The organism is Mesorhizobium sp. B2-1-3, from assembly GCF_006442495.1.
Classification (GTDB): domain Bacteria; phylum Pseudomonadota; class Alphaproteobacteria; order Rhizobiales; family Rhizobiaceae; genus Mesorhizobium.
Map to the genome: position 1 here is coordinate 132,658 of NZ_VFWL01000017.1, position 16,175 is coordinate 148,832.

The 16,175-nt window shown below is 62.5% G+C and carries 13 protein-coding genes; 5 read left to right on the top strand and 8 right to left on the bottom strand.

Features of this window, described 5'->3' with window-relative positions:
* Positions 1-121: 121 nt before the first annotated feature.
* A complete protein-coding gene (locus tag FJ973_RS24245; RefSeq protein WP_140558066.1) occupies positions 122-2,092 on the bottom strand; it encodes an acetoacetate--CoA ligase in 1,971 nt (656 codons plus the stop codon).
* Positions 2,093-2,331: 239 nt separating this feature from the next.
* Between FJ973_RS24245 and FJ973_RS24250 the strand changes: the two genes are divergently transcribed.
* A complete protein-coding gene (locus FJ973_RS24250) occupies positions 2,332-4,185 on the top strand; it encodes an AsmA family protein (RefSeq protein WP_140498521.1) in 1,854 nt (617 codons plus the stop codon).
* Positions 4,186-4,355: 170 nt separating this feature from the next.
* Here the strand turns inward: FJ973_RS24250 and FJ973_RS24255 are convergent, their stop codons facing one another.
* From FJ973_RS24255 to FJ973_RS24280, 6 genes are all read right to left on the bottom strand, one after another.
* Positions 4,356-5,174 (bottom strand): ABC transporter permease subunit, encoded by an 819-nt coding sequence (locus FJ973_RS24255; protein WP_140558067.1) that lies wholly within the window; start codon positions 5,172-5,174, stop codon positions 4,356-4,358.
* A complete protein-coding gene (locus FJ973_RS24260) occupies positions 5,171-6,136 on the bottom strand; it encodes an ABC transporter permease subunit (RefSeq protein ID WP_140498523.1) in 966 nt (321 codons plus the stop codon). Before FJ973_RS24260 ends, FJ973_RS24255 begins: the two co-directional genes overlap by 4 nt.
* Before the next feature lie 9 nt (positions 6,137-6,145).
* Complete coding sequence (locus tag FJ973_RS24265; RefSeq protein WP_140513400.1) at positions 6,146-7,288, bottom strand: ABC transporter ATP-binding protein; 1,143 nt, start codon at positions 7,286-7,288, stop codon at positions 6,146-6,148.
* Positions 7,289-7,365: 77 nt separating this feature from the next.
* A complete protein-coding gene (locus tag FJ973_RS24270) occupies positions 7,366-8,463 on the bottom strand; it encodes a polyamine ABC transporter substrate-binding protein (protein WP_140558069.1) in 1,098 nt (365 codons plus the stop codon).
* Positions 8,464-8,802: 339 nt separating this feature from the next.
* Positions 8,803-9,756, bottom strand: coding sequence for a DMT family transporter (locus FJ973_RS24275; protein WP_140498526.1), 954 nt, complete (start codon positions 9,754-9,756; stop codon positions 8,803-8,805).
* A 139-nt stretch (positions 9,757-9,895) separates the two neighbouring features.
* Positions 9,896-11,341, bottom strand: a complete 1,446-nt coding sequence (locus FJ973_RS24280; protein ID WP_140558070.1) for an XRE family transcriptional regulator — start codon at positions 11,339-11,341, stop codon at positions 9,896-9,898.
* A 235-nt stretch (positions 11,342-11,576) separates the two neighbouring features.
* Between FJ973_RS24280 and aceA the strand changes: the two genes are divergently transcribed.
* From aceA to FJ973_RS24295, 3 genes are all read left to right on the top strand, one after another.
* The gene (gene aceA, locus FJ973_RS24285) at positions 11,577-12,866 is read left to right on the top strand and encodes an isocitrate lyase (protein ID WP_140498528.1); all 1,290 of its coding nucleotides are present in this window, start codon (positions 11,577-11,579) and stop codon (positions 12,864-12,866) included.
* A 52-nt stretch (positions 12,867-12,918) separates the two neighbouring features.
* A complete protein-coding gene (locus tag FJ973_RS24290) occupies positions 12,919-13,161 on the top strand; it encodes a hypothetical protein (RefSeq protein WP_140498529.1) in 243 nt (80 codons plus the stop codon).
* 239 nt (positions 13,162-13,400) lie between these two features.
* Positions 13,401-13,844 (top strand): response regulator, encoded by a 444-nt coding sequence (locus FJ973_RS24295; protein WP_140513394.1) that lies wholly within the window; start codon positions 13,401-13,403, stop codon positions 13,842-13,844.
* 15 nt (positions 13,845-13,859) lie between these two features.
* Here FJ973_RS24295 and FJ973_RS24300 read toward each other — a convergent pair whose 3' ends face one another.
* Positions 13,860-14,570: an HAD family hydrolase gene (locus tag FJ973_RS24300; protein ID WP_140498531.1), complete on the bottom strand. Its 711-nt coding sequence runs from the start codon at positions 14,568-14,570 to the stop codon at positions 13,860-13,862.
* A gap of 141 nt (positions 14,571-14,711) precedes the next feature.
* Here FJ973_RS24300 and FJ973_RS24305 point away from each other — a divergent pair, with 141 nt between their 5' ends.
* Positions 14,712-16,148: a glutamine synthetase family protein gene (locus FJ973_RS24305; RefSeq protein WP_181168616.1), complete on the top strand. Its 1,437-nt coding sequence runs from the start codon at positions 14,712-14,714 to the stop codon at positions 16,146-16,148.
* The last annotated feature ends 27 nt before the right edge of the window (positions 16,149-16,175 follow it).

Sequence of the window (16,175 nt, forward strand, 5' to 3'; positions counted from 1 at the left end):
TATCGACGCCGGGCCTTAACAAGTCCTTACCAGGTCCCGAAAAAATTTACGAATGTGTACCACTCGTGAAATCTAGGTAAATTCGCGCGGCAGATTTGATTAACCATGCCGGGCGGGGCGGTCACTCGGCCAATTGCGGCAGGTTTCTGAACAGCTCGAGCGCCTCGGGATTGGCGAGCGCCTCCTTGTTCTTGATGGCGCGGCCATGCACGACGTCGCGCACCGCAAGCTCGGTGATCTTGCCCGATTTGGTGCGAGGAATGTCTGACACGGCCACGATCCTGGCCGGCACGTGGCGCGGGCTAGCGCCGGCGCGGATTTTCGCCCGGATGCGCTTCTCCAGATCCTCGTCGAGCTGAACGCCGGCGGCCAGCCGCACGAACAGCACCACACGCACGTCATTGTCGAAATCCTGGCCGATACAGAGCGCCTCCAGGATTTCCGGCATCTGCTCGACCTGATTGTAGATCTCCGCCGTACCAATGCGCACACCACCCGGATTGAGCGTCGCGTCGGAGCGGCCGTGGATGATCATGCCGCCATGAGCGGTCCACTCGGCGAAGTCGCCGTGGCACCAGACATTGTCGAAGCGCTCGAAATACGCAGCCCGGTATTTCTTGCCCTCGGGGTCGTTCCAGAAGCCGATCGGCATTGCCGGGAACGCCTTGGTGCAGACTAGTTCGCCTTTCTCCTGCCTGACCGGCTTGCCGTCGTCGTCCCAGACGTCGACAGCAAGGCCGAGGCCTGGTCCCTGGATCTCGCCGGTCCATACCGGTTCAGTCGGGACGCCGAGGACGAAGCAGGAAACGATGTCGGTACCGCCGGAGACCGATGCCAGATGCACGTTCTTCTTGATCCCGTCGTAGACGAAGCGGAAATCCTCGGGCGACAGCGGCGAGCCCGTCGAGGAGATGGCGCGCACGGTCGACAGATCATGGCTTTGGATCGGCTTGAGGCCGGCCTTGCGTACCGAATCGATGAATTTCGCCGAGGTGCCGAAGAAGGTCATCTTCTCGGCGTCGGCGAAGTCGAACAGCGCATTGCCATTGGGGTAGAAAGGCGAGCCGTCATAGAGCAGCAGCGTCGCGCCCGAAGCGAGGCCCGACACCAGCCAGTTCCACATCATCCAGCCGCAGGTGGTGAAGTAGAAGAAGCGGTCGCCGTCGAACAGGCCTGCGTGCAGGCGATGTTCCTTGAGGTGCTGGATCAGCGTTCCGCCGGCCGAATGGACGATGCATTTGGGGATACCGGTCGTTCCGGACGAGAACAGGATGTAGAGCGGATGCGCGAACGGCAGCCGCTCGAAGGTGACCTGCCTGACCGCGAAGGGCGACAGCGCCTCTTCCATCGCCACGGCCTTATCGATCGTATCAGCGACATCGGCCGAGGTGCCGAGATAGTCAACGACCACCACCTTGCGGACAGTGTCCAGCTTTGCCGCCACCGCGGCGATCTTGTCGGCGACCTCGATCGCCTTGCCGTTGTACCAGTAACCATCGGGAACGATGAAGACGACGGGTTCGATCTGCCCGAACCGGTCGAGAACGCCCTGCTCGCCGAAATCCGGTGAGCAGGACGACCACACCGCGCCGATAGAGGCGGTCGCGAGCATCGCGGCGACTGTTTCCGGCATGTTGGGCATCATCGCAGCGATACGGTCGCCTTTCTTGACCTTGAGCGACAAGAAGAGTTGCTGGAAGCGCGAGGTGAGCGCATGCAGTTCGTTCCAGGACAGCCGGCGCTCGACCTTGTCCTCGCCGCGAAACACGATCGCCTCTCCTGCTCCGGTCTTCTTCAGGAGGTTCTCGGCGAAATTCACCATCGCGTCGGGAAAGAAGGCCGCTCCCGGCATCTTCTCGCCAGCGACGAGCACACGCTCGCTTTCGGCGCTGCCCTTGTCGCCGACGATGCCGCAAAAATCCCAGACCAGGCTCCAGAACGCTTCGCGGTCCGCCACCGACCAACGGTGAAGGTCGGCATAGGAAGTCACGGATATGCCGCTTTTTGCAGCGGCGGCCTTCATGAAGGCGGTCAGCGGCGCAGCGTCAATCTGGTCCTGCGTCGGGGTCCAGAGTGGTACTTCGGCAGCCATGATGGGTCCTCCCAGGATCGCCACCGCTTATGCATATTGCGCCGCAGCAGAGCAAGATTTTGTTCGGCCGAGGCGTCCAGATGTGCGCAAATGCCATCGCCGGGCCATAAAGACTTGAAATGCCTCGACCCTAAGTCGTAGTGACGACTAGAAGTCGTAGTGACGACTGGAAGTCGTGGTGACGACCGGGTTTACACCCGCCGGACGATTTTTGTCGGAACGAAAGCATACGGGGCGATATGCCATCATCTTTGATCCGACGCGGAACATGGGCGATCGGCGCTGCCGTGATCGTCATCGCGCTGGTGGTCGCCGCCCTGCCGCTGATCGCTTCGACGCGTATCGTGCGCGATCGTATCGCCTGGGAATTGAGTGCCTGGAGCGGTTTCCGGGTTGCCATCGAAGGCTCGCCGCGCATCGAGGTCTGGCCGAACTTCCGGGCGATCCTGACGGATGTGACGCTTTCGAAGTGGACCGACGTCGACGCACCGCCGGTCGTCGAGGCCGAACGGGTCGAGGTCGACCTCTCGGCCATGGCGGCGCTGCGCGGCGACGTGGTGTTTTCCACGGCGCGGCTGGTGCGGCCGACGATCAGGGTCCAGCGCACGGCGAGCGGCCTGTTCCTGCCCACCGCTCCGACCGGCGGCCGCATCGCACGCGCCATCGACGTGGCGCGCGGCGTGGTCGGTGCGGACCCCGCCAAACCCGATCTTGACAAGCTACCGGCCGACACTTTCGGCACGGTGGAGTTCAGGGACGGCCGCATGGTGGCGTCCGTCAACGGCAAGGACGAAGAGGTGCTGAGTAGCCTGAGCGGCCAGGCGACATGGGCGGCGATGAACAGCAATGCGACGCTCTCGGCGACCGGCATCTGGCGCGGCGAAAGCGTCGCCGTGGATGCCGCATCGCCGAAGCCGCTGGTGTTGTTTGCCGGCGGCATGGCCCCGCTCACCCTGTCGTTCAAGGCGGCGCCCGCCACCTTCTCCTTCGACGGCACGGCCAGCATGTCCGAAAACGCCTATTTCGACGGCCAGGCCAAGTTTTCAGCGCCCTCGTTGCGGCGTGTGCTCGAATGGTCGCAGGCCGATATCGCGCCGGGCGCCGCGATCGGCTCCGTCAGCATCTCGAGCAAGGTGACCGCGACGGCGGGGCGCGTCAAATTCGAGAACACCGCACTCTCCCTCGACAATAACCCAGGCATGGGTGCGCTGGACCTGTCGCTTGGCGACGCACAGCCGGTGATCTCCGGCACGCTCGCCTTCGACACGCTCGATCTGAGGTCGTTCCTGTCCGCCTTCACGCCGCTCGGGCCGGCAAGCGGGGCAGGTCCAAGCGAAGTCGACACGAATTTCGCCGACCGGGTCAATCTCGACCTCAGGCTGTCGGCGGCGCACGCCACGGCAGGCTCCATCCAGCTTGCCGACGTCGCCGCCACGGCGCAGGTCAAGGATGGCCTGTCCGTTTTCGACATTTCCGATGCCTCGGCCTTTGGCGGCAACATCCAGAGCAGCCTTCGCTTCGACCGCAAGCCCGAGGGCAGCCAGGTCGAGATCCGGCTGCTGGCTTCCGATATCGATGGCGGCGCTTTCGGCACGGCGGCCGGGATGACGCGGTTGGTGCCGGTCGGCACGGGGACCGTGTCCGTCATCCTCAAAGGGCCGGGCAGGACCTGGGACTCGATCTTTGAAACCGCCGACGGCTCGGTTTCGGCGACCTTCGGGCCAGGCGCGCTCAGCAAGTTCAACCTGCCGGCCTTTCTCAAGCATACCGAACAGGGCGGCTTCTTCGCACTTGACGACGTCTCGGACGGGACACTGCCGATCGATGGCGCCGAACTGAAGGCCACCATCTCGAAAGGCGTGGCGAGGCTGGACAAGGCCGAGGCCAATTCGGCGAAATACAAGATCTGGCTTTCCGGCATCGCCTCCTATGCCGGACGGGGGCTGGCGCTGTCAGGCGGTGTCATCCAGCCGGACCAGGTCGCCACGCAGGCAAACGGCCAGCAAGGCCCCAAGCAATCGTCCTTCTTCGTTGGGGGGACATGGAGCACGCCGTTCATTTCGCCGATCAACCGCGGCGTGTCGGGCGAATAAGCAGCCTTTCGGCCTCGTTGTTCAAGCATGATCTCTGGACAAACGGAACCGTTTGTCCGCGAAAACCGGTTCCCACTTTTCGGGATCATGCTCAGCCTATTCGGGCATGATCTCTGGACAAACGGAACCGTTTGTCCGCGAAAACCGGTGCCCACTTTTCGGGATCATGCTCAGCCGCGTTGGGCGGCCTGCTCGTCGCGATGGCGCTGGACCTCGCGACGCTTATTGGCAAGCGAAGCGACGATGACGCCGACCGCGACGACCGCGATCAGAATGGTGCAGGCGGCGTTGATCTCCGGTGTCACGCCGAGACGAACCTGGCTGTAGATCTTCATCGGCAGCGTGGTCGCACCCGGCCCCGAGGTGAAGCTGGCGATGACCAGGTCGTCGAGCGAGAGCGTGAAGGCAAGCATCCACCCCGACACGATCGCGGGCAGGATGACGGGCAGCGTGATCTGGAAGAATGTCTTGACCGGCGGCGCGCCGAGATCCATCGCCGCCTCCTCGAGCGAGCGGTCGAAAGATACGAGGCGCGACTGCACGACGACGGCGACGAAGCACATCGTCAAGGTGGTGTGTGCGAGTGTGACGGTGAGGAAGCCCCGGTCGAGGCCGACAGCGACGAAGAGCAGCAACAGCGACAGGCCGGTGATGACTTCGGGCATGACCAAAGGCGCGAACACCATGCCGGAGAACAGTACCCTGCCCCGGAAACGCGTGTAGCGTGTCAGCGTCAGCGCCGCCAACGTGCCGAGCACGGTCGCCGCCGTGGCCGAAATGACGCCGACGCGCGCCGTCACCCAGGTGGCGTCCATGAGGCCCTGATTGTGGAACAGCGACACGTACCATTTGGTCGAAAAGCCGCCCCAGACGGTGACCAGCTTGGATTCGTTGAAGGAGAACACGATGAGCAGCACGATCGGCAGATAGAGGAAGGCGAAACCGAGCACGATCGAGGTGATGTTGAAGCGGCTCCAGCTGCTGTTCATTTGTCCTGCTCCTGCGCCTTCGCCTGGGCTTGCTGGAAGATCATGATCGGGACCGTCAGCAACAGCAGCAGGATGACCGCAACGGCTGAAGAGACCGGCCAGTCGCGATTGGCGAAGAACTCGTTCCACAACGTCTTGCCGATCATCAGCGTCTGCGAACCGCCAAGCAGATCGGGAATAACGAATTCGCCGACCGCCGGAATGAACACCAGCAGGCAGCCGGCGATGACGCCGGGCAATGACAGCGGGAACGTGATCTTCCAGAATGCACTGGTCGGCGGACAACCAAGGTCCTTGGCCGCCTCGATCAGCGAATAATCCATTTTTTCCAGCGACGAATAGAGCGGCAGCACCATGAACGGCAGGTAGGAGTAGACGATGCCGATGAAAATCGCCGTATAGGTGTTGAGGATGACCAGCGGCTGGTTGATCAGATGCAGCGACAGAAGCAACTGATTGAGCAGCCCCTCGGGCTTCAGGATGCCGATCCAGGCATAGACCCGGATCAGGAACGAGGTCCAGAACGGCAGGATGACCAGCATCAGCAAGGTCGGGCGGATCGTCGCCGGCGCGCGGGCCATGCCGTAGGCTATGGGATAGCCGACGATCAGCGTCAGCACGGTCGAGATCGCCGCGATGATCAAGCTGGTGACATAGGCGTTGAAGTAGAGCGCGTCCTGCGTCAGCCAGGCATAGTTGTCGAAGTTGAGATCGCGAAAGCCCGCGAAGAAGCCGGAGACGCCATCGCTGAAATCAAGCACCGGCGTATAGGGCGGCATGGCGATCGCCGTCTGCGACAACGAGATCTTGAAGACGATGATGAAGGGGACGAGGAAGAAGAACAGCAGCCAGAGATAGGGAATGAAGATGACGAGACGGTTGACGAAGCCGGCGCCCAGCCGCGCCAGCAACGGTTTTGCCGCGGCCGGTAGGGCGGCGTCGGTGGCGGCGATGTCGGACATGTCAGCCCCCTACCGCGTCAGTACGACGCCGGCATCCGGCCGAAAAGAGACCCAGGCGCGGTCGTTCCAGGTCAGCGGGTCCTCGGTGATGCGCGCCGCGTTCAAGGCGCTTGCCCGCACGAGTTGCCCGTCGTCCAGCCGGACGTGATAGACGGTCATGTCGCCGAGATAGGCGATGTCGTAAACCTCGCCCTCCAGCGCATTGACGCCATCGGCCGGCTTCTTGGACGACACCTTGATCTTCTCCGGCCTAATCGCGAAGACGATATCGGCGCCCGCGGCGGCGGCATTGCCGGCATTCTCGACGAGGATCTGGGCGCCGGTCGCTCCGGTGATGCGCGCCGTCTTGTCCGTCCGTTCGGCAACCTTGCCCTCGAACATGTTCACGTTGCCGACGAAATGCGCGACGAAGCGCGACGCCGGGGCCTCGTAGACTTCCGCCGGCGTCGCGACCTGCATGACCTCGCCCTTGTCCATGATGGCGATACGGTCGGCCATGGTCATGGCCTCTTCCTGGTCGTGGGTGACAACGACGAAGGTGAGGCCGAGTTCCTGCTGAAGGTCCATCAGTTCGAACTGCGTCTCCTCGCGCAGCTTCTTGTCGAGCGCGCCGAGCGGCTCGTCGAGCAGCAGCACCTTCGGCCGCTTGGCGACCGAACGGGCGAGCGCGACACGTTGGCGCTGGCCGCCGGAGAGCTGGTGCGGCTTGCGCTTGGCGAACTGCTCGAGCTTGACCAGCTTGAGCATCTCGGCGACGCGCTTTTCGACGTCTGGCTTGGCCATCCCTTCCTGCTTGAGGCCGAAGGCGATGTTGTTCTCCACCGTCATATGCGGAAACAGGGCATAGGACTGGAACATCATGTTGACCGGCCGGCGATAAGGCGGGATGCCGCGCAGATCCTGGCCGTCGAGCAGGATGCGGCCGGCCGTCGGCTCCTCGAAGCCGGCGAGCATCCTGAGCAGCGTCGATTTTCCGCAACCGGAGGCGCCGAGCAGGGCGAAGAACTCGCGCTCGAATATGGTCAGCGAGAGATTGTTGACGGCGGTGAAGTCGCCGAACTTCTTGGAGACGTTGTCGAACTGAATGTATGGCTTGGCGTTCGGATCGTTCCAAGGCGCGAAATCCCTGCGGATGCTGCCAAGCGATTTCATGTGCCACTCCGCTGCTGTTTTGCCCCATCGAAAAGAAGGAGACCCGGCAGGGTGACTGCCGGGCCTCCTCGGACTGACTACTGACCGGTGACGATTTTGGTCCAGGTGCGCGTGATGACGCGCTGGGTCTTGGGATCGTAGGGCGAGATCGTAAAGAGCTTCTGCAAGGTCGCGGCGTCCGGGTAGACAGCGGGATCCTCCAGAAGCGCCTTGTCGACGAATTGCTGGGAAGCCTTGTTGCCGTTGGCATAGAGCACGGCGTTCGACGATTTGGCGATCACCTCCGGCTTCATCATATAGTTCAGGAACTCATGTGCCTCGGCGACATGCGGCGCATCGGCAGGGATTGCCATCTGGTCGAACCACATTTCGGCGCCTTCCTTCGGCACGGCGTAGCCGATCTCGACGCCCTGCTTGGCCTCCTCGGCGCGGTTGCGCGCCTGGAACACGTCGCCCGACCAGCCAACCGCCAGGCAGATATCGCCATTGGCCAGAGCGTTGATGTATTCGGAGGAATGGAACTTCCTGATGTAGGGCCTGATCTTCATCATCAATTCCTCGGCCTTGGCAAAATCGTCCGGCGACGTGGTCTCAGGATTGATGCCGAGATATTTGAAGGCGGTCGGGAAGATGTCGGTCGGCGAATCCAGGACATAGACGCCGCAATCCTTCAGCTTGGCCAGCTTTTCCGGATTGAAGAACACGTCCCAGCTGTCGATCTTGTCGGTGCCGAGCGCTGCCTGCACCTTCTTGATGTTGTAGCCGAGGCCGACCGTGCCCCACATGTAATTGATCGAATATTCATTGCCCGGATCGTATTTGGCGGTCCGTTCCGAAACCGTGTCCCACATGTTGGAGAGGTTCGGCAGTTTCGACTTGTCGAGCTTCTGGAACACGCCGGCCTGGATCTGGCGGGCAAGGAAATTGCCGCTCGGGACGACGACGTCATAGCCGCTGCCGCCGGCAAGCAATTTGGTTTCCAGGATCTCATTGGAATCGAACGTGTCGTAGACCACCTTGATGCCGGTCTGCTTGGTGAAATCGTCGATGACCGAGGGGTCGATATAGTCCGACCAGTTGAAGACATTGACGACGCGGTCCTCGGCGTGGCCGCCGAGCGTAAAGAGCGCCAGAAATGCCGAAGTCGCCGAAAGCCAGAGCGCTTTGCGGATCATGCTATTCTCCTTTTGTGAGTGTTCCATCGCCGGCGCGTCGCGGTATCCGCGCGGCCGGGCATTTGCTTCAGACTATTGAGCTTTCCAGGAGGCGACAAGCGCCAATTGCCGCGCCGCCGGCTGTCGCAAGCGATGCTCGCGCGCCACTGTCCTGGGCTGGAAGGAGTCGCCGCATCGTCAGAAGCTTTCGCCGCCGCGCAGGCAGAAATACTGGAATATGATCCGGTCTCGATCGGGTCGCCGGGGAGACTTGGCAAGATAAGCCTGTCTTGTTGTTGCCGTGGTCCCAGCCTGCCCGCGCGGCAGCGAACTTGTCAATGGCAAAGCTAGGGCGCCGCATCAATTCGGCGACGGCACGCCGGTGACCCCTGCCCTGACTGGCCGCGTCTGTCGCTTGAACTCCAGTCCGATATGGACGAGCAGCGCCGTGACCACCACCGCGCCGCCGACGATGGTGCGGCCCGACGGGACCTCGGAGTGGATCAGCCACACCCATATCGGCCCGAGGATCGGCTCAAAGGTGCCTAGCAGCGCGGCAACGGCGGCCGGGATCAGCCGCGCGCCGGTGGCGAAGAAGGCGAGGCCAAGACCCAGATTGACCACCCCGAACACGAAGAGAAAACCCATGTCGATGCCCGATACGGCGAAGGCCGAAGCCTGCGAGGCGGCAAAGCCTGCCGCCAGGATCGTGCCGAGGCAGGTCGCCGGCGTCATGCGCACGCTGGAGAAGCGCCGGGTGATGACCGTGGCGATCGAGAACATGACGGCGATCAGCAGCGCCAGCCCGTCGCCCATGGGCGAAACGGCGCCATCCAGCGATTCCGACACCATGATGGCGACACCGGCGATGACGGCGGCAATCGCCAGCCAGGTCGCGACCGCCACTCTTTCGCGAAAGAGCGCCCAGGCAAACAGCGCCGCAAGCAGCGGCACGCCGGCCTGCATCAACAGGATGTTGGCGACGGTGGTGTAGGCAAGCGCCACGACAAAAGAGGTCGACGCGGTGGCGAAGCAGAAGCCCACGGCAAGGCCAGGCAGGCCCATGCCGCGAAACGACCTCAGCATCCCGCGCCAGCCGTCACGCCAGACCATGAAGCAGAGCAGGAAGGCGGCCGCCCACACGGAACGCCAGAACACCACCGTCCAGCTGTCGCCGGCGGTGATGAAGCGGGCGATCGTGCCGCCGAAACTCCACATCAATGCCGACAGGAACACGAGCAGGAAGCCGATGCGCTCCTCCCGCTGCGGGACGGTCGATGAACGAGCGATCGGCGATGATGCTGTGTCGGTCATGGGTACGACTGTCGATGTTTGAGAACGGCACAATGCGCAAGGGACGACAAAAACGTACCTCATTCGCGTAACGCAAAGGCGCGGGCCCGGCGTGATCCAGAGACCGCCGGCGATTGTGGCAAGTCCGCCTTGCGAAGCGTCACTGGAAATCGAAGGCGCTCAGGCCTGTCACCATCTCGTCGAGGCCAAGCGGGCGCGTCACCGGCGGCTCGGCGCGCGTCAGGCAGCCGACGCGCTCGCAAAGCCGGCAGGCGGGCCCGACCGGCGTCGCCGCTACCGCGCCAGCTCCGCCTTTTCTGGCCGTCGGGCCGGGAAGTGCCGCACCATAGACGATGTCGTCGCGAAAGCCGATGTCGCACCCCAGCAGCAGTGCGGTGCGGCGCGGCCGCTCGGAGAACGCGCCTTGCGGCCCCTCCAGCGTGCGGGCGATGCAGAGGAACTCGGCGCCGTCGGGCATTTCCACCGCTTCGACAAAAATCTGGCCGGGCTGGCTGAAGGCGACGTGCACGGGAAGCTTGGGACAAGCGCCACCGAAGCGGCTTTGCGGAAAGCCCAGGCTGCCGGCTTTGCGGAAGCGATTGCCGGCATTGTCGATCTCCAGCATGAAGAACGGCACGGCCGAGGCGCCTTGCCGCTGCAGCGTGGTCAGCCGGTTGGCCGCCTGCTCGAAGGAAACGCCGAAGCGCGAGCGCAGCACGTCGATATCGTAGCGGGCACGAACGGCCGCCGCGTGGAAAGCCTGGTAAGGCATCATCAGCGCATGCGCCGCGTAGCGCCCGAGTTCGAACCGGGCGAGGCGGCGGGCCTCATCTGTGGACAGTTTCAACGCCTGGATCTCGCCGGCTATCGCGACGGTCATGCGGATCAGGCATGCCTCCATCGCCATTTCGCGTAACTGGTCGAACGGCGACAGGCGCTCGGACAGGAACAGGCGCTGCGAATGGCGATCGTAACGGCGGCGCCAGTTCGGCATGGTGGCGACCGGCAGCACCTTGACGACGATGCCGTATTCGCGCTTCAGCCAGCCCTTCAGCGCAGCAGACAAATCATCGCCGGGATCGAGCACCGAAGTGAACGCTTCCGCCTCTTCCTCGATATGCGCAAAATGGTTCGGCCGACGCTCGAAAATCTCATGCACCTCGTCGATCGGCAGGCGGGCGCTGGAAAGCGCCGTCACCCGCCCCTCGCGCGCAAGAAGCTCGTTGAGATCGGACAGGCGCTCGGCCTGTTCGCGATAGGCACGGAACAGTTTTATCACGGCCGCGGAGGCATTGGGCGCGGCTTCGGCAAGCTCGATCAGTTCCTGGTCTCCCGGCAATTCGCCAGCCAGCAGCGGATCGGCAAACACTTCCCTCAAGGCCGCGACAGAGCCGCCCGCTTCGCCCTGCAGCTCATGCGGATCGACCTTGTAGACGGACGCCAGCTTCAGGATCAACTGCACCGTCAGCGGCCGCTGGTTGCGCTCGATCAGGTTGAGATAGGATGGCGAGATGCCGAGGCCTTCGGCCATTGCCGTCTGGGTCAGGCCCTTGGCGTTGCGGATGCGGCGGATACGCGGCCCGGCAAATATCTTCTGGTCGGCCATAGGGCTCCTTAACAGGAATTTACATTGCCGTCGCTGCTACGCTTCCATGCGATTTTTTACAATAATTACAAATTTACCTCGCCCATCTGTCAAACACAATACAGATTTTCCCTTATTGATGGCCTGATTCTTCGATTTGCATGGCTCTTTTCGCCTCGCACTGTAAATTCAGTCACATTCGAACGCGGCGAGGAATGCCGCCGAGCCGCAAAGAAACAATCCTCCGGAGTAGAGCATGACTGATTTTTACAACCTCGTACCCTCGGCCCCCGAGGGCCGCTTCGATGGCATCGAACGCCCCTATTCGCCGGAGGATGTGACGCGACTGCGCGGCTCGGTGCAGATCCGCCAGAGCCTGGCGGAAATGGGCGCCAACCGGCTGTGGAAGCTCATTCACGAGGAGGACTTCGTCAACGCGCTCGGCGCCATGTCCGGCAACCAGGCCATGCAGCAGGTGCGCGCCGGGCTGAAGGCGATCTACCTGTCTGGCTGGCAGGTCGCCGCCGACGCCAACACCGCCTCGGCCATGTATCCGGACCAGTCGCTCTACCCGGCCAACGCTGCCCCCGAACTCGTCAAGCGCATCAACCGCACCTTGCAGCGCGCCGACCAGATCGAGACCTCCGAAGGCAAGGGGCTTTCGGTCGATACCTGGTTCGCACCTGTTGTCGCCGATGCCGAAGCCGGCTTCGGTGGGCCGCTCAACGCTTTCGAGATCATGAAGGCGTTCATCGAGGCAGGTGCCGCCGGCGTCCATTACGAGGATCAATTGGCATCGGAAAAGAAGTGCGGCCATCTCGGCGGCAAGGTGCTGATCCCTACCGCGGCCCACATCCGCAACCTCAATGCCGCACGCCTGGCAGCCGACGTGATGGGCACGCCCACCCTGGTCGTGGCGCGCACGGACGCGGAAGCGGCGAAGCTGCTCACCTCCGACATCGACGAGCGCGACCAGCCCTTCGTCGACTACGACGCCGGCCGCACGGTGGAAGGCTTCTACCAGGTGAGGAACGGTATCGAGCCCTGCATCGCGCGCGCCGTCGCCTACGCTCCCCACGCCGACCTGATCTGGTGCGAAACCTCGAAGCCCGACCTGGCGCAGGCGAGGAGATTTGCCGAGGGCGTGCACAGGCATCACCCCGGCAAGCTGCTGGCCTATAATTGCTCGCCTTCGTTCAACTGGAAGAAGAACCTCGACGACGCCACGATCGCCAGGTTCCAGAAAGAGCTCGGCGCCATGGGCTACAAGTTCCAGTTCATCACGCTGGCCGGTTTCCACCAGCTCAATTACGGCATGTTCGAACTCGCCCGCGGCTACAAGGAGCGGCAGATGGCAGCCTATTCGGAGTTGCAGGAAGCCGAGTTCGCGGCGGAGGCCAACGGCTACACCGCGACCAAGCACCAACGCGAGGTCGGCACCGGCTATTTCGATGCCGTGTCGATGGCGATCACCGGCGGACGGTCATCGACCACGGCCATGCATGAATCGACCGAGCACGCCCAGTTCAAACCGGCTGCGGAATAGCAAACCAGGGATCTCGGCAAACGCCCAAGGGCATACAGCAAGGAGAAGACCAATGGCATCGATAAGCCGCGTCAAGGAACGGGCCGAAGAGCAGTCGACCACGATGAGCATCGACCAGCAAGCGACGATCCGCATGCTGGCCAACGATCTGCACCGGCTCAACCAGTCGGTGATGAAGGCGGTGGAAGCCGGCGTCTCGGTCGAGCTGGTGCGCTCGGCACGACACCATGGCGGCGACGGCAATTGGGGGGACCTGTTGATCCCGGTCATCGTCACGCAGCAAAGCCATGGCTGATCGAAGATCGCGCAGGCCCGCCTCTCACCTGCGCAGTGTATGCGCAGGTGAATTTTATTTTCATGCAACCAAGGAATGGACAGAGCAGTACAGTACTGTTGCTTGAATTGACTGCTGCGGGAATGCTTTCCCCAGCTTTTTATTTCGGCTTGACAGGGACCGCGATCTCACGCCAATTGTCGCCTGATTTCAACTCTGCATTGAAATGGGACGAGTTTCTTGGCTGACTTGGGTGCCCAGTGAAGCGTGACGACGAAAGCGCGAAACATCCGAATCTGGTGACCCGCGATTCAGCCACGGAGACGATCCGCCAGACCTCGCAGGTGCTCGTTGTCGGCAAGTCCCCGATCAATCGGGTGGTGATTTCCAAGATCGTCGAGCGGTCCGGGCTCAAGCCGATCTCGGAATCACCCGAGATGGCGGCGAAGACCTTGCGCTTGCTGGTCCTGGCCGTGATTGTCCTGGACGGCGGCGCCGATAACAGGGACTGCGACACTCTGATGCCCGGCATCGAGATGTTGCGGCGGGCTTCGGGTAAATCGCTCCCTCCGGTGGTACTGCTTTCAACCAAGAACGGCACGCCGGAGAGCCTTGGCCTTTCAAACGTCGTCGACGCGGTGGTGGCCAAACCGATTACGCCCGAGCGCTTGCAGCCGGTGATTGATCGGCTGGTCAACCGCTGAAGGCGGCAAGCAAGCCTATCCGGCGAGGCTTTCGATCAGTTCGGGCAGTTGTCCGAGATCGGAGATCTGCCGGAAGCGCGGTTCGGCAATGGGCGCTTCGACATGTTCAAGCACCCAGGTCAATTCATGCGGCACATGAACGCCCCAGCCGCCGGCCTCGATGGCCGGCACCACATCGGACTTCAGCGAATTGCCGACCATCATGCTCCTGGCCGGGCCGTCGCCATGGCGACTGAAAACGCGCGCATAGGTAGCCGCGTTCTTGTCGCTGACGATCTCGATCGCGTCGAACAGATCGCCAAGACCGGACCCGGCCAGCTTGCGTTCCTGGTCGAACAGATCACCCTTGGTGATCAGCACGAGGCGATAGGCGCCGGCGAGCCGTTCCACCGTCTCGCGCGCATGCGGCAAGACCTCGATCGGGTGGCTCAGCATCTCGCGACCGGCGCCGAGGATCTCCGATATGACCGAAGCCGGCACGCGAGCTTGCGTGACCTCGATCGCCGTCTCGATCATCGACAGCGTGAAGCCTTTGATGCCGAAACCGTAGACGGCAAGATTGCGTCTCTCCGCCTCCAGCAGCCGTGCCGAGATATGTTCCTCTTCGCCGTGATCGGCAAGCATGGCGGCAAAGCGCTTCTCGGTCATGCGGAAGAACTGTTCGTTCTGCCACAGCGTATCGTCGGCATCGAAGCCTATGGTGGTCAGTTCGCCGGTCTTCTGCATCGACGCCTTCTCGTATGTGAACGAGGCTGAACCTAATCTCGCAGCCGCGATTTTCAACCGCAACGGCCAATGCCGGCTGCTCCCCTTCCCTTCGGTCGCCGGGCACAGCTATACTCCTAAATCCGCAACCCAATCTGGTGAATGATGCCGCCTGCAAAAAAGGAAGTCCGTCCGTCGAGCCGCGGAGGGCGCGCCCGCACGCCTGCCTTCGTGAAAAACCTGCGTGGTGTGAAGAACTGGAAGGAAGTCAGCGAATGGCTGCAATGGCGCGGCATCGAAGACATCGAATGCATTACGCCTGACCAGGCCGGCGTTGCCCGCGGCAAGATGATGCCGTCGAAGAAATTCACCTCCAACACCTCGCTGGCGCTGCCTTCAGCCGTATTCATGACCACCATCTCAGGCGGCTATCCCGAAGACGGCAACGGCTTCCATTATCCGGAGGACGACGGCGACCTCAAGCTCATGCCGGACCTGTCGACGCTGACGGTGGTGCCTTGGGAGGAAGACCCGACGGCGGCCGTCATCTGCGACCTCGTCCACCAGGACGGCCGTTCGGTGGAATTCACGCCGCGCAACGTGTTGAAGCGTGTTCTGGCCGCCTATGACAGGCGCGGGCTGAAACCGGTGGTGGCGCCCGAGATCGAATTCTATCTGGTGCGCAAAAACCCGGATCCGGATTACCCGCTGACGCCGCCCGTCGGCCGTTCGGGGCGGGCGATCGGCGGCGGCGCCGGTTATTCGATCGCCGGCGTCAACGAGTTCGACGAGCTGATCGACGACATCTATCATTTTTCCGAAAGCCAGGGCCTGGAGATCGACACGCTCATCCATGAAGAGGGCGCCGGCCAGCTCGAGATCAATTTGCGCCACGGCGATCCCGTCGAACTCGCCGACCAGGTGTTCATGTTCAAGCGCACTATTCGCGAGGCGGCGCTGAAACACGAAATCTACGCCACCTTCATGGCCAAGCCGATCCAGGGTCAGCCGGGCTCCGCCATGCACATCCATCAGTCGATCATCGACAAGAAGACGGGCAAGAACATCTTCTCGGCCGAGGACGGCTCGGAAACCGAGGACTTCTTCCATTTCATCGGGGGCATGCAGAAGCATGTGCCGAACGCGCTGGTCATGTTTGCGCCCTACGTCAATTCCTACCGCCGGCTGACGCAGTCCGCCTCGGCTCCGGTCAACAACAAATGGGGCTACGATAATCGCACAACGGCATTCCGCGTGCCGCGCTCGGATCCGGCGGCGCGCCGCGTCGAAAACCGCATCCCCTCCTCCGACGCCAATCCCTATCTGGCAATGGCCGCTTCGCTCGCCTGCGGGCTGATCGGCATCACCAACAAGATCAAGGCCGAACCTCCGGTGCTGACCACCGCCAATGCCGACGAGATCGACCTGCCGCGCAGCCTGCTCGAAGCCGTCGACCTGTTCGAGGGCGACGAGGAACTCTGCGCGCTTTTGGGCAAGTCCTTCGCCGCGACCTATGCGGCGATCAAGCGGGCGGAATTCGAGACGTTCATGGAAGTGATCAGTCCTTGGGAGAGGGAGTATTTGTTGCTGAATGTATAGGGGAGTAGGGGAGTAGGGGAGTAGGGG

Excerpts from the sequence above, each read along its gene's own strand:
- FJ973_RS24280 (WP_140558070.1), bottom strand. The coding sequence starts at position 11,341 with ATGGCCGACCAGAAGATATTTGCCGGGCCGCGTATCCGCCGCATCCGC.
- FJ973_RS24290 (WP_140498529.1), top strand. The coding sequence starts at position 12,919 with ATGGCATCGATAAGCCGCGTCAAGGAACGGGCCGAAGAGCAGTCGACC.
- FJ973_RS24300 (WP_140498531.1), bottom strand. The coding sequence starts at position 14,570 with ATGCAGAAGACCGGCGAACTGACCACCATAGGCTTCGATGCCGACGAT.
- FJ973_RS24270 (WP_140558069.1), bottom strand. The coding sequence starts at position 8,463 with ATGATCCGCAAAGCGCTCTGGCTTTCGGCGACTTCGGCATTTCTGGCG.
- FJ973_RS24260 (WP_140498523.1), bottom strand. The coding sequence starts at position 6,136 with ATGTCCGACATCGCCGCCACCGACGCCGCCCTACCGGCCGCGGCAAAA.
- FJ973_RS24250 (WP_140498521.1), top strand. The coding sequence starts at position 2,332 with ATGCCATCATCTTTGATCCGACGCGGAACATGGGCGATCGGCGCTGCC.
- FJ973_RS24245 (WP_140558066.1), bottom strand. The coding sequence starts at position 2,092 with ATGGCTGCCGAAGTACCACTCTGGACCCCGACGCAGGACCAGATTGAC.
- FJ973_RS24265 (WP_140513400.1), bottom strand. The coding sequence starts at position 7,288 with ATGAAATCGCTTGGCAGCATCCGCAGGGATTTCGCGCCTTGGAACGAT.
- aceA (WP_140498528.1), top strand. The coding sequence starts at position 11,577 with ATGACTGATTTTTACAACCTCGTACCCTCGGCCCCCGAGGGCCGCTTC.
- FJ973_RS24255 (WP_140558067.1), bottom strand. The coding sequence starts at position 5,174 with ATGAACAGCAGCTGGAGCCGCTTCAACATCACCTCGATCGTGCTCGGT.
- FJ973_RS24305 (WP_181168616.1), top strand. The coding sequence starts at position 14,712 with ATGATGCCGCCTGCAAAAAAGGAAGTCCGTCCGTCGAGCCGCGGAGGG.
- FJ973_RS24275 (WP_140498526.1), bottom strand. The coding sequence starts at position 9,756 with ATGACCGACACAGCATCATCGCCGATCGCTCGTTCATCGACCGTCCCG.